Origin of the sequence: Streptomyces sp. NPDC050988, from assembly GCF_044456225.1 — a bacterium.
Classification (GTDB): domain Bacteria; phylum Actinomycetota; class Actinomycetes; order Streptomycetales; family Streptomycetaceae; genus Streptomyces.
The window spans coordinates 410796-430332 of the sequence record NZ_JBITFQ010000005.1; the positions used below are offsets into that span (position 1 = coordinate 410796).

The 19537-nt window shown below is 66.9% G+C and carries 20 protein-coding genes; 8 read left to right on the top strand and 12 right to left on the bottom strand.

Annotated elements, in window-relative coordinates; genetic code table 11:
- Nucleotides 1-3 precede the first annotated feature (3 nt).
- Complete coding sequence (locus ACIBEI_RS15595; protein ID WP_398888908.1) at nucleotides 4-4629, bottom strand: FtsK/SpoIIIE domain-containing protein; 4626 nt, start codon at nucleotides 4627-4629, stop codon at nucleotides 4-6.
- 241 nt (nucleotides 4630-4870) lie between these two features.
- On the opposite strand from ACIBEI_RS15595, the gene ACIBEI_RS15600 reads away from it, so the two are divergent.
- From ACIBEI_RS15600 to ACIBEI_RS15635, 8 genes are all read left to right on the top strand, one after another.
- Nucleotides 4871-5176, top strand: coding sequence for a WXG100 family type VII secretion target (locus ACIBEI_RS15600; protein ID WP_079053446.1), 306 nt, complete (start codon nucleotides 4871-4873; stop codon nucleotides 5174-5176).
- A gap of 169 nt (nucleotides 5177-5345) precedes the next feature.
- Nucleotides 5346-5666 carry a hypothetical protein gene (locus ACIBEI_RS15605; RefSeq protein ID WP_398888910.1) on the top strand — a complete coding sequence of 107 codons (321 nt, stop codon included), beginning with the start codon at nucleotides 5346-5348 and terminating at the stop codon, nucleotides 5664-5666.
- 3 nt (nucleotides 5667-5669) lie between these two features.
- A complete protein-coding gene (locus ACIBEI_RS15610) occupies nucleotides 5670-7037 on the top strand; it encodes a WXG100 family type VII secretion target (RefSeq protein WP_398888912.1) in 1368 nt (455 codons plus the stop codon).
- Nucleotides 7038-7121: 84 nt separating this feature from the next.
- Complete coding sequence (locus ACIBEI_RS15615; protein ID WP_398888914.1) at nucleotides 7122-7697, top strand: hypothetical protein; 576 nt, start codon at nucleotides 7122-7124, stop codon at nucleotides 7695-7697.
- Nucleotide 7698: 1 nt separating this feature from the next.
- Complete coding sequence (locus ACIBEI_RS15620; protein ID WP_398888916.1) at nucleotides 7699-8307, top strand: hypothetical protein; 609 nt, start codon at nucleotides 7699-7701, stop codon at nucleotides 8305-8307.
- Between the two features lie 433 nt (nucleotides 8308-8740).
- A complete protein-coding gene (locus ACIBEI_RS15625; protein ID WP_398888918.1) occupies nucleotides 8741-9193 on the top strand; it encodes a hypothetical protein in 453 nt (150 codons plus the stop codon).
- A gap of 65 nt (nucleotides 9194-9258) precedes the next feature.
- Complete coding sequence (locus ACIBEI_RS15630; RefSeq protein ID WP_398888920.1) at nucleotides 9259-10239, top strand: hypothetical protein; 981 nt, start codon at nucleotides 9259-9261, stop codon at nucleotides 10237-10239.
- Nucleotides 10240-10308: 69 nt separating this feature from the next.
- The gene (locus ACIBEI_RS15635; RefSeq protein ID WP_398888922.1) at nucleotides 10309-10911 is read left to right on the top strand and encodes a hypothetical protein; all 603 of its coding nucleotides are present in this window, start codon (nucleotides 10309-10311) and stop codon (nucleotides 10909-10911) included.
- Here ACIBEI_RS15635 and ACIBEI_RS15640 read toward each other — a convergent pair.
- The 11 genes from ACIBEI_RS15640 to ACIBEI_RS15690 form a co-directional block, all read right to left on the bottom strand.
- Complete coding sequence (locus ACIBEI_RS15640) at nucleotides 10894-11502, bottom strand: hypothetical protein (protein ID WP_398888924.1); 609 nt, start codon at nucleotides 11500-11502, stop codon at nucleotides 10894-10896. The two genes, ACIBEI_RS15635 and ACIBEI_RS15640, sit on opposite strands and share 18 nt — an antisense overlap.
- Before the next feature lie 6 nt (nucleotides 11503-11508).
- Complete coding sequence (locus tag ACIBEI_RS15645; RefSeq protein ID WP_398888925.1) at nucleotides 11509-12897, bottom strand: putative T7SS-secreted protein; 1389 nt, start codon at nucleotides 12895-12897, stop codon at nucleotides 11509-11511.
- Nucleotides 12894-13259, bottom strand: a complete 366-nt coding sequence (locus tag ACIBEI_RS15650) for a hypothetical protein (RefSeq protein ID WP_398888927.1) — start codon at nucleotides 13257-13259, stop codon at nucleotides 12894-12896. Before ACIBEI_RS15650 ends, ACIBEI_RS15645 begins: the two co-directional genes overlap by 4 nt.
- Nucleotides 13256-14002 carry a hypothetical protein gene (locus tag ACIBEI_RS15655; RefSeq protein ID WP_398888929.1) on the bottom strand — a complete coding sequence of 249 codons (747 nt, stop codon included), beginning with the start codon at nucleotides 14000-14002 and terminating at the stop codon, nucleotides 13256-13258. Before ACIBEI_RS15655 ends, ACIBEI_RS15650 begins: the two co-directional genes overlap by 4 nt.
- Before the next feature lie 82 nt (nucleotides 14003-14084).
- A complete protein-coding gene (locus tag ACIBEI_RS15660; protein WP_398888931.1) occupies nucleotides 14085-14513 on the bottom strand; it encodes a hypothetical protein in 429 nt (142 codons plus the stop codon).
- Nucleotides 14514-14745: 232 nt separating this feature from the next.
- A complete protein-coding gene (locus tag ACIBEI_RS15665; RefSeq protein WP_398888933.1) occupies nucleotides 14746-15234 on the bottom strand; it encodes a hypothetical protein in 489 nt (162 codons plus the stop codon).
- 80 nt (nucleotides 15235-15314) lie between these two features.
- Entirely contained in the window at nucleotides 15315-16109 is a 795-nt protein-coding gene (locus ACIBEI_RS15670; protein ID WP_398888935.1) for a hypothetical protein, read from the bottom strand.
- A 38-nt stretch (nucleotides 16110-16147) separates the two neighbouring features.
- Nucleotides 16148-17062, bottom strand: coding sequence for a hypothetical protein (locus ACIBEI_RS15675; protein WP_398888937.1), 915 nt, complete (start codon nucleotides 17060-17062; stop codon nucleotides 16148-16150).
- A 106-nt stretch (nucleotides 17063-17168) separates the two neighbouring features.
- Nucleotides 17169-18449, bottom strand: a complete 1281-nt coding sequence (locus ACIBEI_RS15680; protein WP_398888939.1) for an enoyl-CoA hydratase/isomerase family protein — start codon at nucleotides 18447-18449, stop codon at nucleotides 17169-17171.
- Between the two features lie 2 nt (nucleotides 18450-18451).
- The gene (locus tag ACIBEI_RS15685) at nucleotides 18452-18751 is read right to left on the bottom strand and encodes a hypothetical protein (protein ID WP_398888941.1); all 300 of its coding nucleotides are present in this window, start codon (nucleotides 18749-18751) and stop codon (nucleotides 18452-18454) included.
- 79 nt (nucleotides 18752-18830) lie between these two features.
- A complete protein-coding gene (locus ACIBEI_RS15690; RefSeq protein WP_398888943.1) occupies nucleotides 18831-19499 on the bottom strand; it encodes a hypothetical protein in 669 nt (222 codons plus the stop codon).
- Nucleotides 19500-19537: the final 38 nt, after the last annotated feature.

The window sequence follows — 19537 nt, forward strand, 5'->3', positions numbered from 1 at the left end:
GTACTACAGCGGCACGGTCACCGTGACCGGCTCCCCGTTGCCCAGGTGGAGCATCCCCTTGCCCGGGGTGATCGGGCCGCCGACCATGCTGCGGGTGGTGCGGATGCCGATCAGTTCGCCGGCGCCGGAGTCCTGCGGGGAGAGCAGGATGCCGCGGCGGCCCTTCTTCGCCTCGACCTGCCAGCCGGAGAAGCCGCTGCAGACCTCTTCCTCGTCGCCGCCGATGACGAGTGCGAGGCCGCGGTCGGCGCCGCGCTGGACGAGGCGCTTCAGCTCGCGTTCGCAGTCCGCGTCCTCCAGGACTTCGCCGTCGTCCACGATGACGACGATCGGCTCCTCGGGGGACGCCGACTCGATCGCCTCGTTGAAGTCGTCGCTCTCGATGTCGTCGTCCGTGAAGACCTTCAACACGCCGTCCTGGCCGTCGAGTTCGCGGAGTGGCGAGGGCCGCGGGGCCGCCACGACGATACGTACGCCCTGGAGGAGGTACGAGCGGGCGAGGTTCAACAGGGCCGTGCTGCGGCCCGACTTCGCCGGGCCCGCGACGACGAACGTCGGCACGCCCTGCGAGAGGTCCGGACCGAAGGCCATGATGTCGTCGCCGCCGATGCCCGCCAGACCCCACAGCTTGGACTGCGCGACCGCCGGGTCCCGCATCTCCCAGGCCTCCGCGAAACCGATGCGGGAGGGCAGGGAGTCCACCCGGAACGGGCGCTTGGCGCGCGGGACTTCGGCGTCCCGGGCCGTGGCCGCCTCGCCGATCGTGGCGAGCGCCGCCGCCTGACCCTGACCGCTCAGGTCGTCCGACAGCAGCGCGAACTGCGTCTCGATCGCCGACTCGTTCTTGAAACCGCGCCCGGGCGGGATCTCCTCGGGCACCTTGCGCGCGTTGATGCCGAGCATCGAGAAGTCGGACTTGTCGGCGAGCCGCAGACCGTACTTCTCCTCGGTGAGCGAGGCCATCCGGCCGAGCAGCACCTGCCGGTCACCGGTCACGACGAGGTGGATGCCGACGCTCGCGCCCTCGCGCATCATCGTCTGCAACTCGTCCGTCAGCTCACCGTGGTTGTACTCGCCGAGCGTCGGCAGCCAGCCCTCCCACCGGTCGAGCAGTACGACGATGTGCGGCAGCCGCTCCTCCTCGGTGACGGACGCCCGCTGCTCCCCGATGTCGGCGAACCCCTTGTCGGACAACAGATCCTGACGCCTCGTCAACTCGCCCTTGAGGCGCGTGACCAGTCGTACGGCCCGCTCCGTCTGGTTACGTGCGACGACGGCACCGCAGTGCGGCAGCCGCGTCAGCGCGTTGAGGGCGCCGTTGCCGCAGTCGATGCCGTACAGGTGCACGTCCTTCGAGGAGTGCGTGCGGGCGATCGACCCGGCGAGGGTGCGCAGGATCTGCGAACGGCCACTGCGCGGCGCACCGCCCACGATGAGGTGCCCGAAGGTGGAGAAGTCGACGACGACCGGGCGGCGGGCCTGGTCGGCGGGCAGGTCCTCGACACCGAACGGGGCCGGCGGCAGCTTGCCCGCCGCGAGTGCGGCGACCGCGGGCATCTCGACCTCGTCCAGCAGCAGCGTCTCGGAGAGCGCGGGCAGCCACGGGCTGTGCTGGGAGGGGATGCCGAGTGCCCCGTTGGCGTCGCGGATCGCGTCCACGAGCACCTTCAGGTCGGTGATCTCCTCCTCCTCGCGGGCCTCGGCCTTGGGCTTGACGAGCGCGGCACGCCCCAGGTCCTCCCAGGCCAGCGGCCCGGCCCAGGGCGCGAGCACGGTCGGGTCGGCGGCTCCGGGCCGCCGGCCACCGACACGTCCCGACTGGAACGGTACGAGCGAGGCGTGCCCGAGCCGGACGTACGCGCGACCGGGCGTGCTCTTGGAGATGTGCCCGGCCTCGGGCGAGTCGATGACGTCGCTCGACTCGCCGCCGTCCGTCACCCGCAGCGCGATACGGAGGTTGGTGTTGGCCCGGATCTCGGGCGACACGACACCACTCGGCCGCTGGGTGGCGAGCAGCAGGTGGATACCGAGCGAACGGCCTCGCTGGGCGATGTTGACCAGACCCGTCACGAAGTCGGGCAGGTCACGGACCATCGAGGCGAACTCGTCGATGACGATGAGGAGTCGGGGCAGCGGCCGGTTCGAGGGATCGCGCCGTACGAGATCCTGGTAGTCCTCGATGTCCTTGGCGTCGGCGGCGGCCAGGATGTGCTCGCGCCGGTGCAGCTCGGCGCCGAGCGACTCCAGGGCCCGCTCGACGAGGTGCGCGTCGAGGTCGGTGACCATGCCGACGGTGTGCGGCAGGTTCACACAGTCCTTGAAGGCCGCGCCACCCTTGTAGTCGACCAGCACGAACGTCATGTTCTCGGGTGTGTTCGCCACGGCCAGCGCGGCCACGATCGTCTGCAGCAGCTCCGACTTACCCGAACCGGTCGTACCCGCGATCAGACCGTGCGGCCCGTCCCGCCGGATGTCGATGCCGAACGCCCCGTCGTACGACTCACCGACGACCGCCATCGTCGACTGCCCGCCCATGCGCCAGCGGGCGGAGATCGCGTCGCTCGTCGGCGGCTCCAGCTGGAGCACGTCGAGCAGCCGGCTGGAGCCGGGCAGCGCCGAGTCCTCGGTCTCGCCACTGATGTCGCGGATGGGGGAGAGAGACCGGGAGAGGCGCGCGCACCAGGCCGCCGACACGAAGTCGGGCCGTACGTTCTTGACCCGGGCCGTGCCCGTCTGCTCGACGCGCAGCCGCAGTTCGAGCGGCTTCTGCTCGCCGGCCCGCTGGTCGTCGGGCTCGGCGGTGTGCCAGGCCTGGAAGGAGGGGAAGCCGCCGCCCTGGGCGGCCGGTTCGCGGGACGCCGTGACCGAGGTGATGTGCTCCTCGGGCTTCGGCTCGGCGATGACGATGGCCTGGCACTCGCCGGGCAGGAACCGCTCTTCGGCATCGAGGCAGATCGCGTACATGCTGACGCTCGGGCCTTCGCGCAGCAGCCGCACCACACCCGGCATGGACCGAAGCCGCCGCGAACCGTCCCAAATAACCACAATATCCGGGTCGGTGAAGTTGGTCTGGCGCCCGTTCTCCTTGGCGGCCTTCTGGCGGGCGTCGAGGAGCTGGGTGAGCTCGCCGATGCGGGCGCCGACGGTCTCGGCGTCCGTGCCGATCAGGACGTTGGCGTCCTGGGCGCCGGAGGGGCGCGAGTGCGGCAGCCAGCGGACCCAGTCCCAGGTGGTCTGGGCGCTGTTCTCGGTGAGGACGTAGAACTGCACGTCGAGCGGGCTGTGCAGCACGGCACTCTGCGCGACGATCCAACGCCCGATGGACTGGGCCGAGTCGCCGGGCCCGGCGATCCCCACGACACCGCGCTCGCGCAGCGGCAGTGTCACCGGGGCGTCCTGGATCTTCCAGGTGACCTCGCGCTTGTGGTCGTCCTGCTCGGGGTCGTCGAGCACGACCTCGGAGGGCAGCTGTCCCGTGCCGACGCGGAGGACGAGATGGTCGGCGTCGGTGCGCCGCCGCTCCCAGAGCCGCGTACGGGGCCCGGTGCTCATGGAGAGCACGGAGGCGGGATCGGGAACGGCGAGCCGCCGGTCGAGCCGCTCCGCTATCAGCGCGTCCTGAGCGTCCTTCTCGATCCGCTCCTTGTGCTCCTTGTACTCCTTGACCTGCTTCGCATGGGACTTGCGCCCGTGCTTCTTGTCCATGAAGTAGTTGCCGAAGAGGATCAGCGGGCTCAGCAGGGCCATGATCAGGTAGTACCAGCGTCCGAAGATCATCACGGCCACGACCGCGCCGACCAGCGGGGTCAGGGCCATCAGCCAGGGCAGCGGCCGGGCCTCGAAGTCGCGCGGAGGGGCGGGCAGTTTGAACCGCGTCTGGCGCTCGGGCGGCTGAAGGCGGGGCGGCCGGTTGTAGTCCAGCCCCGCCCCGTCGTCGGACCACTTCAACGCGGCGTTGGGCGGGGAGTAGCGATCGAGTTCGAGAAGGGTGTTGCCGACGGCGACCTGGGCACCGAGGGGCCAGTCCTTGCCGTCGAGGGGCTCACCGTCGAGGGTGACACCGCCCTTGTCCGTGGCGTCCTTGTCATCCCCGTTGTTCCCGTTGTTCCGGTCGCCCCTGTGTGCGACGACCTGACAGGTTCCGTCCGTTGCAACTGACAACGTCAGCGCGCGGGCGGGAAGCTCGGGATCGTCGATCCGTACGTAGGAGGCGGGGCCGCTGCCGATGTCGTACCGCCCGATGCCGAGCCGGTGCACGGCGCCGGCCGCGGGACCGCTCGCGACGCGCAGCTCGACCAGGCCGGTCGGCTCGCCGGGCAGGCAGCCGGCGGGGTCGTGCAGGCTGACGACGGCGCCCTCGCGCAGGGGTGAGGTGCCGATGGTGGAGGCCGGGTCGACGGGATGGCCGTCGACATAGGCGAGGGGCGCTCCGCCGCTGCCCGCCTGCTGTCCGTGCTGTCCATGCTGTCCGTGGTGTCCGATGGGGATGATCTGTGCCCCGCCGCTGTAGCCGACGTGTGCGGCCAGCTCTTTCGCGATGTCCCCGACCGAGGACTCGGGATCCGCGTCGAGCACCACGTCGGCGTTGGCGCCGCCCAGTGGATCGACGACGGTCAGAGTCAGGCGCACGATCGTCCTCCCCGTTGACTGCTCTCCTGCTGCCCAGAAGCTGCCCAGTGACGATATCCGCTCCACCCTTCCCACAGGCAACGGCGTATGTGCTGGTTCCCTGAAGGCTCTTGAAGGATCCGGGGTGTGCGGCTGCAAGCGTCCTGCGTAAGCTGCAGACTCGGCGGACGATCGCATCATCCGCAACGGGAGCCACGGGGGTTGGCCCTGCGGCAAGTCGAGTTGTTATGGAGGACGCCACATGGCCGGCGGCAAAGACGCAGATATCACTTATGACGAGATGCACAAGGCGGCTACCAAGCTGACCGACGCCAAGGACAAGATCGACGAGAAGCTCGACGCCCTTGAGCGCTACATCCAGGGCCTCGTCAAGGACGGCTACACCACCCGCAAGGGCTCGCAGGCCTTCGAGGACTCCTTCACCGAGTTCAAGAAGGGCGCGAAGGACACGATCGAGGGCCTGACCGGCATGTCCAAGTTCCTGACCAGCGCCGCGAAGGCGTACCAGGACCTGGACGACGAGCTGGCCAAGGGTGTCAAGGGCTAGTAGCCATTTGCTCGGCACTTCCGGTGCGATGGGGTGTTTGCGCACCCTGTCGCACCGGCTGCCGTTTGGGCCAGGAGCCCTGGCTGAGCCGAGCCGTACACAAGGGATGCCTGGGACGCGCAGCCATGCCTCGCGCTGACCTGCGCTGGGATGGTGAGAACGGGGGATCGTGGCCGAGTACACGAAGATCGAGGACCTGTCGGTGATCCGCGACATGGGAACAGGTCTCGACAACATCAGGAAGGCATTCGAGGGACTGTCGAAGCTCAAAGGGAAATATGAAGGTGATTTCGGAGAGCACGATCTGGCGTGGCAGTTCAAGGATTTCGTGGAGAACTGGGAAATTCACCGAGAGGAGTTGGCTGAAGAAGTCAAGCGTCTCGCCGCTATCGCAAAAGCGGCAGCCAAGGCTTATGAAGATATAGACCATGACCTTGCGGAGGCCATTCGTGGTGACGGTGCCAAGAAATCTCCCGGGAAGGGCAAATGAAACATGGGGGGACGCTCGCGCGACTGGCATCCATTGGCAGACAGTGATCCGATTCCTGGAGATCCGGAGCGGCTCGAGCAGCTCGGAAAAGAGCTGCGCAAGACTGCGGATGAGCTGGACAGGCAGCTAGGCCATATTAAATCGGTTGTGAAGGTTGAATCCTGGGACTCTGACGCGGGAAAGGAGTTTCGGGGGAAAGTCAAGGAGAGCCGAGGAAGGCTTGAGGCGGCTCTCAAGCGTTACGAGACGGTAGCCGACGCCATTGGTGATTCCATCATCGACTATGGTGCGGGCTATGAAGCCAATGCGACGGCTCCACCCAGGGACTACGCGACCGACCTGAATCGCGCTCAGAAGATCGCCGATGTCGCCCTCAGGGAAGCCAGAGATGCCGATGAGCGAAAAGGCGCCGCCGCGAAGAGTCTCGACCAGCTCACAGGTAAAGATGAAAAGAAGAGCAAGAAAGAGCTGGAAGAAAAGCGTGACGCGGCAGCCGGCGATGTCGAGGCCGCAAGAACGAAACTTGAGGAAGCCAAGGGGATCCGTGACCGGGCCGCAAAGGTCGCTCGGGATGCCATCGATGATGTGATTTCGAGCGATTCTCTGAAGGATGGTTTCTGGGACGAGTTCGGTGATGTCGTCTCTTTCATTGCCGACTTGACGGAGAATATTGCCAAGTGGGCGGGAATCGCATCCCTTCTAGTCGGATGGATTCCGGTTATCGGGCAAGCCCTGGCCGGCCTGTTGGGCGCTATTTCCATGGTGGCCACACTTGTCAATGTGCTCTGTACCGCCATTCAAGTGGCCATGGGAGACGCGTCATGGACTGAGCTGGGATGGGCGGCAGTTGGATTCCTGGCCATGGGTGTGGGCAAGGCATTCTCCAAAGTGGCAGGGCGTTTTGTGAAGTCTGCGGTCAAGAGAATGGATTTGGCCGGGAAGGCGGCAAAAACATCAAAAGCCACGCGACGGCAGGGCAAGCAGTTCAATAAGCTCGCTGGCAAGAAGGAAACCCTTGAGAAGGGGGATGTTCTCAAGTCGCTCCGGGAGGTTTTCACCGAACCGTTCACCAAGACTGTGTGGAAGGACGGCTTCAAGACGTTCAAGACTCCGAGCGGATTCCGCGATGCGAAGAACACTGTGACCATCCGTGGCGAGGGGAGCCTACCCTTGGGTGCAGCGAGATCCTTCTCCTTGGCGGATGCCGGTGTGGCATCACAGCTGAAAGAAATCAAGGGCATGAGTGGCGCCCTCGGCCAGTTCCCAGGGGCCAACAAGATCGCAACGAAAGCAACAGTCATGTCCGGCGTCGGTTCTGCCATTACCGTCGGTGGTCTGTTTATTGATGAGGTGAGTGGTGGAGATGACTGAGAGGCCGCTGTGACGGATCATTCGGATCGGGTTTCGGCAGACGATTTCGCTTGCCGATTCGACTTCCAGCCAGGGTGGATCGACTTGACTCTGACCGAGGGTTCGAAGGAGGAAGCGGAGCAACTGGCAAGGGCGGCGGTCGACCACTTCAATCCCCTGACCCTCTTGGTGCCCAGAGAGTCGCTCGTCAAGGAGCTGGCCGACAGAGCTCTCAGGGCCGACGAGGATGGCCCGATCCTCGTGGCCGCCTGCTATTCGGGCGGTGGCGGATTCCTGGCGGAGGTCGTGGTCAGCTCGTATGCGGAGGACGGGGTTACCCGCCCCACGCCGGCCGAGGTGGAGCCCATGCTGCTCCAGTGGTCGAACGTGAAGGTCGTCGGGACCCCCGACGTGTCCCACATGGACCTCGCGGCCGGTCCAGCAGTTCGAGTGCAGGCCACCCTCCAGGCGAAGCGTCTTTTCGGGATCGGAAGTCGGCTGAGCGAATCGATCCGATATGCCGTCTTCCCTCCTGGTACGGAGACGATCATCGAGATCGCTACTCGCTGGGAAGTGTTCGAACGCGCAGAGGAACTGACCGAGTTGACCGATGAGTTGGTCGCGACGATGCGGCTCGTCCCGCTCGACGCAGACGGAAACGAGATCGGTGCGGGCTCCTGAGATGGCATCGGTAATTCGTGATGCCGAAGAGTGGTCGTCGCCGCCGAGTGACTACAAGCTCGTCGTGCCCAATGGCTGGTTCCAGATCTCGCTGGACCCGGATGAGCGCGATCGGAGCATCATCGCTCTCGCGGACCGTCAGTTCGACGGAGTCGACAACGCTCCACACATCAAGCAGCGCTTCATGCGAGACCTCCAGAAGAAGGCGAAGGAGGCTCGCAAGGTAGGCGGACTGGAGCTGTACCTGTCCACCTTGATGGTGGGCCCGCTGCCACTGGCATCGTCACTGCTGGTCAGCATTCCACCGAACAGCTGGCCAGGAACTCCTACGGCACACGACGTGGCGTCGAGCCTGCGACGGCGAGGACGCGACACGAAGGTCGTCGAGCTCACGGCAGCAGGCGAAGCGGTGCGTGAGTACAAGGTGGAAGCCCCGAAGCCCGACGATCAACTCGGCAACACTCTCTCGACAACGACCGTCACATACCACGTGCCGATCCCCGCCAGCGACCACTGGTTGATGCTGGTCTTCTCAACTCCATTGGAACCACTGGCGCCGAAGATGGTCGAGTTGTTCGATGCCGTGGCCGAGACGTTGCACTGGGACTGAGCAGCTGAGGGCGGGCAGTTCGAGTGGGCGGAGGAAGCGGTCCGCCGTACGAAGCCTTACGGTGACCGCGGCCCGACGCGTTCACGAACGGTGTCGCAGTTGTGAAGGTTGCATCACGACTGTCTCCGCGTCGCACCAGTCCCTTGGTACGCATGGTCCGAGACAGACCGGACATGGGAGCATCCCCTGGCACGCCGATCATCTACCTCTGAGGGCGAGCGAATGCTGAGCACGCGACAGAGGGCGGCTGGGGGCTGCCTCCTTGTTGCCACCACCCTGTTCATGACTGGTTGCAGCAGCGATTCGAGCAGCGGATCGGACGGCGACGACATCGCGGGAGCGGATTCGGGCGAGTCGAACTCTCCGACGCCGTCGGCGTCCCCGTCCCCCCGAGAAAGGCGCCCCGGCCTTCGACCTCCCCCCGGACATCACGGTGGACGTCCAGAAGGAGTCGACCGGGGACGCGACGAAGGACGCGATCGTGCGGGATGTGGCGTACGCGGCGCAGGCCCGTATTGAGGCCTTCGCCGAGGGGGACGGCCGGACCGCCAACATGAACCGCTACTTCGCGGCGAACGCCCTCGCCTACTGGGGCGATCGCGTGGCGACGGTCAAGAAGGACGGGCTGACCGTCACGGGCGACTACCGGTACTTCGACTTCGAGGTCACCGATGTCGCGAACGGCAGGAAGGCGGCGGCCCGTTACTGCGAGGACCAGAGCAAGGCCTACAACAAGGTGATCAAGACCGAGAAGGTGCAGCGCACCCAGCCGAGCGACAAGGACTTCGTCCTCAACACGCTCCAGGTCGAGAAGGACTCCCGCGGCGACTGGCAGGTGACGCAGCAGAACTGGAAGAAGGGGGACGCGTCGTGCGTGCAGGGATAGGTACAGGGATACGTACGAGTGCCGGTGCAGGGGCGGGCGCGGCTCGTCCCGTTCTGCGGACTGCCGTGGCCGCCGGGCTGGTCATGGCGCTGGGGACGGGCTTCCCGGCGTACGCGGGTGAGACCACCGGCGGAGACCAGGGGACCACCGCGCCCGACCGGCCGAACCAGGACTCCGGTGCCGGTTCCGGCAACGGGACCATCGGTGCCCACATCCGGATCGACCAGAGCAAGGCCGGTTCGGGCGGCCCCACCTCGACCACCACGTCCTCGAACGCGAACTGGAAGCCCCCGGTCTGCTGGTACGAGCCCATGTACACCTCAGAGGAGTACGAGGAGTTCATCAAGACCGCCTACGACGGGGCGCAGGAACCCGCGGCGAGCTACGCCAGGAAGCGCGAGGAAGAGGGCTACCGCAAGGACGACAAGGGCCTGTGGTGGCAGGTGCAGTTCCGCAACGACGAGTACACCGACGCCTGCCCCGTCACCACGGACAACTGGGAGATCTGGGTCCCGCCGGCCGACCCGCAGCCCGATCCCAACAAGCTCACCCCGGAGACCCTCTCCGAACTCGCCTTCAACTCAACCAAGTTGCCCGCGCCACCCGTCGAACTGAGCCCGCGCGCGGACCGGCTCATCGTGAACCTCGGTACGCGGGTGAAGTTCAAGGGCGACTTCGATCGCGTGTGGACGACCGCGAGCATCGACTACAAGGGCGTCCAGATGGCCGCGACCACCGTCGCGACCCCGGTCGCGCTCAAGGTGGAGGCCGGTACCGACGACGCCGACCCGGCGACCTGCACGTACGACCTCGCGAAGGGCAAGAACGGCTACACGGTCGACAGCGAGGACGCGGGCTGCAACGTCACCTACCGTCGCTCGTCCGGCACGGGCACCTACCCCTTCAAGGCGTCGATCACCTGGAAGGTGACCTGGACCGACTCCGCCGACCCGGACGGCCCGCCGCAGCAGCCCGCGCTGCCGGACGATCTGTCCACGTACGAGGAGAACGTCACGGTCAAGGAGATCCAGTCCGTGAACCGCTGAGTGCCCCACTCCTCGCGGCCACCCCGGCCAGCTATCCTCGTCCGGACTCCATGAGGAATGGGAGAGTCCATGTCTGTTGGATCAGGGGCCGGGGAACCCCGGGCGCAGAGTCCTGGGCGGTCGACGGCAGGGAACATCGTGTTCGGTGCGGGGCTGCTGCTTGTGCTGGCGACCATGACGCTCGGCGCCTTTGCGGGCGTTGCCCTGACCCTCGGTCTGGCCGACGACTCGTTCTTGTCGTCAGCGGTCCCTGACGACGGACGGAATGCCGTGGGCCTCGGCGGCATCGGCATGGGCGGCCTGCTGGGCCTGATGCTGCCGCTGCTCCTCTTCGCGGCGGTCCGGGGCACCGAGGACAAGCCCAGGCTCGGACCGGGCGAGGCCCTCCTCAAGGCGCTCGCCCTTGTTGTGTTCAGCGTCTACCTGGTCGTCGTCTCGCTGCTTGCCGCCCAGCTCGGCTGGATTCTTCCCAAGGGGCCGACGACCCTGGTGAGCTTCTTCGTCGTCGGCTTCAGCTGGATGCCGCTGGCGCTCGTCCCGTGGGAACGGTTCGGGCTGGGAGGCGTGGGAGGCCCGCTCCCCAGCTCTGGCGGCATCTCTGGAGGCACCTCTCGCGGCACTTCCCTCGGCACTTCTCTCGACAAGGACGGCGAGTCAGACAAGTCGGACTGAGTCCGCCAGCTCGTCGGCCATCTTTCCCAGCTCCTCGCCCAGCCCGGGAGCGCCCCAGAGAAGGCGGCACTCCAACGCGGTGGGGTGCTCGCGCGGCAGCACGTAGTGCGCCACACCCTCCAGCACAGTGCCGCTGTCGGCCTCGGGATCCGTGGGCTCCAGGCGGTGCACGCGCAGCGCGGCTCCCAGCGGCAGCTCGACCTCCGTGATCTCCGGCGGACGGAAGAACGGCCCCTCGGCGGCCTCGGCCTCCGCGCGCAGCACATCCAGGCGCAGCGACTCGGCCGGGACGCCCCCCAGTTCCCGTACGCAGTAGAACGCGGCCACGCCACCGCCCTGAGGCGCGAGGACCGCCGCGCAGAGCGCCTGCTGCCGGGCGGCGACGGCCCAGTACCAGAGCACGTCCTCGGCGAACGCCTCGCGCCAGTCGGCGGGGGGGTCGTCGGCCGGGAAGTGCTCCTCGGCCGCCGCCCGCGCCCACTCCGCGGGCCGCTCGGCGGTGAGGTCGAGTACGAACCAGTTGTGCGGGGCGGGCAGTGTGACACGGCACTCGTGCCAGTCGGCGGCCGCGGCCGTCTCCGTGGTGTCCATCGGCGGCTACCTCCCCGCCAGCGAGGCGTCGGGGCCGGTCACGTCGATGTCGTTGCCCTCGAAGAGTCCGATGAAGCTGTTGGTGTCCGTGGTGGCCCCCGTACCGGTCGCCCCGAGCGCCCACGAGTTGTACGACATGGCCTGCTTGAAGGCGTCGGGCGTGCCGATGAAGCTCAGGTCCGTCGGATCGATGTTCTTGATCCGGGCGAGTTCGTCGACCATCCCCGGACCCACGTACATGCTCGCGAGGCCGCGCGCACCACCAGCGCGGTAGGCGTCACGTACCGCCGAGATGTTGTCGCCGGCCTTGAACAGGTCCCTCCAGTTGCCCCGGATCGTGCCGAGGTCATCGACGAAGGAGGTGCCCAGACCCCTGAAGGCGCCCGACAGGCCCACGCGGGGCGCGGCGGCGGCCCCGGTCGCCCCGGCGCGCGCACCGACCATCTCGATGACCAGCGCGCGCCGCGCGGCCGAACTCATAGCCGGATTCCACCCGCGTACGTACTGGGCCGCCGCCGTCCAGACGCGGCTGCGGCCTGCCGTGGCGGCGAGCTTGGCGCCGGCGGAGAAGACCCGTCCGATGCCGAAGGTCGCAAGGCTCAGTACGTCCATGGCGACGTCGCCCCACGACCCGTCGCCGTTGATGGCGAGGAGCAGATGGCAGACGAGCGAGATGGCGGTGGCGATCAGCGCGATGGTACCGAGGACACCGGCGATCGCCTGGCCGATGATCGGGATCCAGCCGACAAGGAGCGCCACCACCCCGCAGACGGCGGCGACGGCTCCCGCGATGTCGGCGACGATGTTCAGGGTGTCACGCAGGTCGTCCAGCCAGGAGTCGTTGAGGTCGTCGCCCTCGGTGATCTCGTGGATGCGCTTGGCGGCGGAGTTGCCCGCCGTGTTGTGGCGGCCCTTGAGGGTGGCGAGCTTGCCGCGCAGATCGTCCAGGTCGCCCTGCAGATCCGTGACGGCGGTGTCGAGCGTCTTCTGCCCGGCCTTGTCGGTGTCCTTGGGCGGGTTGTCGGCCTTGGACTTCGCGGTCGTGAGGTCGCCGCTCTTCGTCTCGGCCTGCCTCAGCAGCCCGTCGGCCTCGCCCTGGATCGTCGAGAGCTCGGTGTGGTACTCCTTCAGCGCGGCGCCGGCCTCTTCGTAGCGGCCGTGCGCCTTGCTCACGGTCTTCGCGGTGTCGTCGGCCTTCTCGGCGAACTCCCGGCCTGCCTTGGAGTCCCAGCTCTTCTGGTCGCCGAGCCTGCGCAGCGCGGCGGCGGCGTCCGAGATGGTCTTCGCGGTGGCGGTGAAACGCTTGGCGAGCGCGGTCAGGTCGTACACATCACCCGGTACGGGATCCTCGCTCTCGCCCAGCACCTCCCAGCGGTGGTCGGCGGGGCGCGTCACTTCTGGTCCTTGCCGGTCTTGCTCTTGCCGCCCTTGCCGCCCTTGCCGCCCTTGTCGCTCTTGCCGTTCTTGTCGCCGACGAGCGCCTTGTACAGCTCGTCGTCGATCTGCGTGTAGGCCTCGCCGGCCGTCTTGGCGACCTCGCCCAGGCCCTTGATCTCCTCGATCATCTTCTCGCGGTTGTCGTTCCAGCCGTCCGAGAACTCCTGCAGCCTCTCCTGCAGCAGCTTGTGCCCGACCGTCCGCCGGTCGTAGGCGTCCAGGAGCTTGTCGAGCCCCTCGAACTCCGTGGCCACCGTCCGCAGGCCGACCCCGGCCGTGTGCAGATCCTCGGTGGAGACCCTGAGCCGCCCCTCCGTCATCCCTGTTGCCCCCGTGGTTCCTGAGCTGCTTGAGCTGCCTGACTTGTTTGAGTTGTCTGGGCCGGTTGAGCTGCCTGACCTGCTGGAGTTGGCTGGGCCTTTTTCTGCCAGCGGAGGGTACCGGCGACCGCGTCGAAGAGCTCCACCATCGAGTCCGCGATGGGCTCCAGCGGGGTGCTGAACGTCAGCATCAGCACTTCGTCGCGATCCGGTACGGGCACGAAGTACTCCACGATCGTGTCCTCGAACTCGGTGCCGAGCCGCCGGGACTCCCGGGTCCGCTCCGACCGTCGCCGCCGGGCCGCCCGCCCGGCGGCCGGCAGCCGTACGTGAGCCGCCTCGCCCTTGCCCCTCAGCGCAGAGACCGCGTCGAGGCTGTCGAACCGCTGGTGGATGCGGGAGATCAGCAGGGACGCGGAGAGAGGGATGCCCGCCGCTTCCAGGAACGACAGGTAGAGCACGACTCCACCCTGCTCGACCCCGGCCTCCGCGGCCCCCAGCAACTGTTCCTCCGCCTGACGGCGAAGCACCGGCTGGTCGTCCACACCTGCGAACTGCCTCTTGATCAGGGCACTCACGGACGCCTCACGCCGCTCCTCGGGAACGAGCGGAATGCGAAACCAGTCCTCGGGCGTGATCAGGCCGAAGACGTTGTCACCATCGGTCTTGCCATCGGACTCACCATCGGTCTCACCAACGGTCTTGCCGTAGGCGGTCCGGTCGGCGGGCGCGGTCTGTCGCATGTCGCCCGACGCTAGCTGCGGGGGGCGTGTTTTCGCCACTGCGAACTTCTCCGCGAGAGATAACAAGAGGCAGCAAACGGAGTCAATTCGGTGCGGACGCACCGGCGTCAGCGGTCGGCGAAGTCCGCTTGTCGCGTGAAATGGCCAAGGCGATCAGCAGGGTGGCCGTGACGATGGTGGACACCAGACCGACCGACCACAGCCACGGGTAGTTGCTGAAGACCCAACTGGGGGGAGTGTCCCGACCCCGGCCCCACTTGCCGGTGTCCTGGGCATTGAAGATCAGCGACACGAGCTGCAGCATCGCCGCGCCGCACACGACGGCCAGCAACGTGAAACCGAACGATCGGACCTTGTGGGACTTCCAGGATTTCCAATCCGTACGGGATGCGGTCAGAACGAAGAGCGTCGCCACGCACGGCACCAGTGCTCCCAGGAACATGGCGAAGCCGTACGCGCCGCCGGGCCAGGTGCCGGCCGACCATTCCCAGGTTTCGTCGCCCCAGAACATGTCCGAAAGGACGAGGAGAGCGAACGAGGCCAAAACGGCCAGGAGGGCGAGACAGCCGAATGCCTTGTCGCCCTTCCCGGAACCCTTGTTCTTGCCCCCGCCTCCAGACCGTTTGCCGGGCCGGTGTTCATACCGCAACGAAGGTGCGGCTGCCCTCGGCCGTCTTGGCTTGGCTGACCCTGCCATGTCCTTGTCCCCCAAGGTGTTCTGGTCCGCGTGTCCGCGGAGTTCGTCAGGCGATCCAGATGCTTTTTGCGAAGTCTTCGATGGCGTCGAAAGAGGCTTCGAGGAGGTCGGGGTTGTCGTAATGCCCCTTGAGTACCAGGTCGATATCGCGGGCCGCGTCGTTCCAGGCGTACGCGACGGACGTGATCGGGCCACCGTCGGGGCGGGTCCAACTGCGCACGCAGCGCAGGCCCTCGCCGAGGTGGAGCGAGACGAAGGGGGCTGTGTCCGCGTGCCCGTCGGCCGCGGGGTCGGGTTCGACCAGCATGCTCAGGTGCAGGGGGCTGTGTTCCTCGTCGCAGGCGAACTGCTTGGTGAAGAGGACCAGCGGTGACGCCTGCGGGGGCATCGGGCCGAAGAGGAACGCCTGGTCGGCCTCGACGCGGTCGCGCAGCATGGCGGCCGAACTCTCCAAGAACTTCTTCGACCGCTGCTTCTCACGCCAGGTGAGCTGGCGCCGGTGGACCAGTGCACTCGCCTTGAGTTGCAGGTCCATCCACTGTGCGAATTCCGCCCCGGTGCCACGCAGGGGCATGTGAAACCACACGGCTGGGTCGGAATCGGTCTCGACGATCACTATGCTTGGCTCTCCTCCGCACCCTCCGCACCCTCCGCACCCTCCAAACCTTCCGTACCCTCCGTCGGATCCGTGAAGGACACCGTCTGGAGGACGGCTGCCATCAGGTCGCAGAATTCGGTCCAGTAGTCCATGGACGCCGTGTGGAGCGTGAAGACCGCGGTGAACGGGCCCGTGGGGAAAGGGACATGGACCTGGATCTGTCCTGTGAGCAGATCGACCTGCTCGCCGGTCTCCGTCAGTTCCGGTTTGATCCTGTACTCGCGCAGCGTCACGCAGGACACAGCAGGACCGCAGGGCAGGTCGAGCCAGCGGGCGTCGTTGTACTCGTCGCCGGAGAGGATCGCGAGGATGCCCTGGGCCACGACGTCGGTGTCGGTGTCGGCCTGGTCCGTCGGCACGGCGGCCACGGTGAGGGCGCACTGGGCGACTCCGTCGGCTCCTTCGTGCCGGGCGACTTCCCCGTCCTGCGTCCCGTCGGCCTGCGCCCCGTCGTCCTGCGTCCCGTTCTCGTCGGCAGTCGAGAACAGCCCCATCGCCGAGTACGAGACTCCGGTGCCCGCCATCATCTCGGCCATCGCCGCGTAGTACGGGGCGGCCGGTTCCCATACGTTCTCGTCGCCGCGGGAGTAGAGCTCTCGTACGAAGGAATGGGAGAGGTCGGCTCGTTCCTCGGGAGTGGCGGCGAGAGGGAGCGCGAAGAAGCCCTCGGGGGCCAGGAACCAGATGGGTGGGGGTTCTTGGGAGGAGGGGGCGCTGGGAAGGGGGCTCGTCGTCTTGGTGGGGGGAGTCATGGAAGGCGGGCCGTTCTGGTCAGGCGTACGGGCAGGGGTCAGAGGTCTTCCGGGCGGATGTCCTTGTGCGGTACCTCGACCCCGTCGGCGTCCATGACCAGACTGCGGCTGCCGGAGCCGAAGAAGGAGCTCAGCTCGCTCGGCACCGGAACCTCGACCCGGAAGTGGCCGGAGGGGCGACGAGTGACCACGGGAGTTCCGAGGTCCGGGGCGTGGGCCGTCGCGACGAAATTGTCGATGGCGCCGCGTTGTGCCGGCGCGAGGCTGTCCAGGGGGACCACGTCGAAGGGGTGGATGAGATACCCGGTGACTTTCTGCCGTCTGAAACTGCCCAACCTGCACCACGAACCGTCGGAGAACAGGATCTTGACGTCGTACCCGTCCTTGAAGTCCCTGTGCTCGACCTCGCTGATGTTGGACCGGGGGGTCTCCCAGAGGACCTCGTCCTCGATGATCGTGGAGTCCTTCTTGTGGTAGGGGAGGCCCACGACGACCAGTCGGCGGTCGGTGACGATCGCGTGCGTCCGGTAGCGCTTCTCGTCGGAGCGCGCAGGATCCAGCTGCCAGGGCAGGGTGCGGGCCAGCGTGCCGGGCGCGGCCCACATGACCGGGAAGTCCTCGACCTCGTTCTCGGGGTCGTCCGGAGTGTCCTTGCCGGAGTCCGGGCCGGAGGACCCGCTCACATTGCCTCCGGCGGAGCTGAGGACGGCCATGACGGCGACGCCCAGGACCATCGCCGCTCCCTTCACGGTCTTCCTCGCGGCCGTTTCTCCCATCGACCGGGGCGTGAACACCGGCCCCTCGGGCCAGCCCGGCAGCTCGGCCTGAATGTCGTTGCGCTCGGTGTCGCGGAACCAGCGCATGCCCTTGACCTGCGTGGCGGCGCCCGTCGCGAAGGTCATCGGAGCGCGCCCGAGAAGCGTCTCTCCTGGTTCCGGCTGCCAGATGTTCATGTCCGTATTCACTTCCTTACGCGGCGACGGGGGGCGACTGGGGAGGAGCGTGGCGAGTCAGCAGGCTCGTCCTGGTCGGTTCACTCTGACACTCTGGTCCGGAGGCTCAGCCTCCGGTGGCGGACTTCTCGAACTGGTCGCCAGGGAAGAGAGCCTCCCCCACGTGCTGGTGGATGCTCGTGATCTTGGGGAAGATCTTGGCCCCCGCGTCGATGGCGATACCGGCGCCCAAGGGGCTGATGTTCACGCCCGGGATCATGTTGAGACCCTTGGAACCGAGCCACTGGCCCTCGTGGTAACCGGCGGCGGCAAGGCCACCCATACGTGACTTCAGGCCACTGGTGGCGTGCGCCACCTCGTAGACGTCGCCGGACTTGCCGCCGATCTTCACCAGGCCGGCTTTGCCGAGTCCGCCCTCGAGTCCCCGCGCGTTCTTGCCGAAGGCCATCAGGATGCGTGAGCTGCCGATCGAGGTCTTCGTGAAACCCTGGCCGAGGTTCCCGGCCAGGGCCGTGGCCTTGCCGGCGCCAACCACCTTGATGCCCTTGCTGAACATGCCTATGCCCGGCATCAGTCCCACGGCGTCCAGCCCCATCTGCATCCAGCTCACATCGGCACCACCCCACTTGGCCAACCCGTGTGCCGCCAGCGCGAGACCGCTTGCGATGAGCGCGGCGGTACCGAAGATCGCCGCCAGCGGTGGGAAGGGCAGAGTGATGATGGCCAACATGCCCAGCACGGCGCTCAGATCACTCAGCAGATCGCCGATCAGCTTGATCATGTCGGCGTGGTCCTTGATCCACTGCCCGGTGGCGTCCCACGCGTCTGCGACGCCCTTGGTGAGCTTGTCCCAGAAACCGGGCTCGTCGGGCGCGATGTCGCCGGCCTTGTCGAGTTCCTTGCTTATGTTGCCGGCGGCCCGCTTGTAGCGGTCCTCGAGGTCGTGGACCTTGCCGGTGATCTCGTCGACCGCGCCGGAGGCCCGGCCGAGCTCTTCGCTGCCCTTGCCGTCGCCTTTCGCGTCGGCTTTCTGTTGTGCGGTCTCCCTGGCTTCCAGCTTCTCCCCGGCGGACTTCTCCAGCCGGTTCGCCTCGTCCTGGAAGTCGAGGAGTTCGTTCGCCCACCGGTGCAGGGCGCGCGAGGCCTTGTCGAAGGAGTCGTGGCTCTTGCGGATGAGCGGGGTGACGTCCTTGCCGACGTACTCGGTGAAGGCGACCGCGGTCTTGCCCTTCCAGGCACCGGCCTCGATCCGCTCCAACTCGCGGAGAGTGGTGCCGAGGTCACTCGCCAGGCCGCCGAGTTTCTTGGCGAGGTCCCGGGTGTCGTCGACGTCTCCCGGCGTCGGGTCCCAGCCTATGTTCGGGAAGGCGGGGCGCTTGCCGGCCACGATTACTTGCCCTTCTTCTTCGTCCTGAGGGATTCGGCGAGATCGTGGTCGAGCTTGCCGAACTCCTCGCCTATCTTGTTGATCATCTTCACGGCGCCATGGGTGTGCTTGCCGAGCTGCTTGATGCCGTAGCCCCAGTCGTCGGCGAACTCGTGGACCTCCTCGACGAGTTCGCTCTCACCGACCGCGGAGCCGTCGGCGCCACGGAGCGTGCGGCGCGCGGTGTCCATTCGGTCGCTGATCGTCGAGAAGGTCTTCTTCAGGTCTTCGAAGACTGTGTCTTCGAGACGCAGGTCACTCATATTGTGGTCCGGGTTTCCCGAGTGGTTTGTATGTGGGGTGAGGAGAGGAAGCGGTCGTGGCCGGCACCGATGCCGGAACTCACCGGCAATTCGTCGCCCTCGTCTCGACGAACACCTTGGACGCCTGCCACAAGTCCGTGCTCTGAGAGGCCTTGACCATGACGAGCTTGTAGTGGTCGAAGTCCTTGATGCCGGGCTCTGTCCTCAGGATCTTCTCGGTCTTGATTTCCTTGCCGTAGAACTTGCCGGAGTCTGCGCAGAACGCGACCTCCACCGAGTCGCCGTTCGCGGTGGAGCGTGTGGTGGCGTCGTAGTGGCGCAGGGTGCCCGTGGCGGTCCAACCGCCGTCGATCCAGGCGTCGATCTGCGTCTTCGCGTAGTTCAGCCCCTCGCCGGTGGAGTACGTGGTCACAGCCGGGTCCTTGGGCGTCCGCTTGTCCACACCCCGGTAGATTGCGCGGAAGAAGTTGGCGGCGTCGGACGTCGCGGCCGCCTCGTTCCTGTTCTTCGGCTTGTTCCAGTCGAAGACCAGATCCACGTCGGCGGGCAGAGACACGTCCACGCCGTCCGGTTCGTCGTCCGCGGGTGGCGCCGACGGCTCGGCCGGCTTCTCCGGCGGTTCTGCTCCTGGTCGCATGTTGGCGACTTTGTCGCCGCTGCTGGACCGGTTGTCCTCGCTCCCGCCCCCACAAGCCGCCAGTAGCAAGGTGGCGAACGCGGTAGCAACCGGCAAAGTGCGGCGCTTCACAGTGGACTCCCCGTGAGACAGAAGTGCAGTCGAGAGCA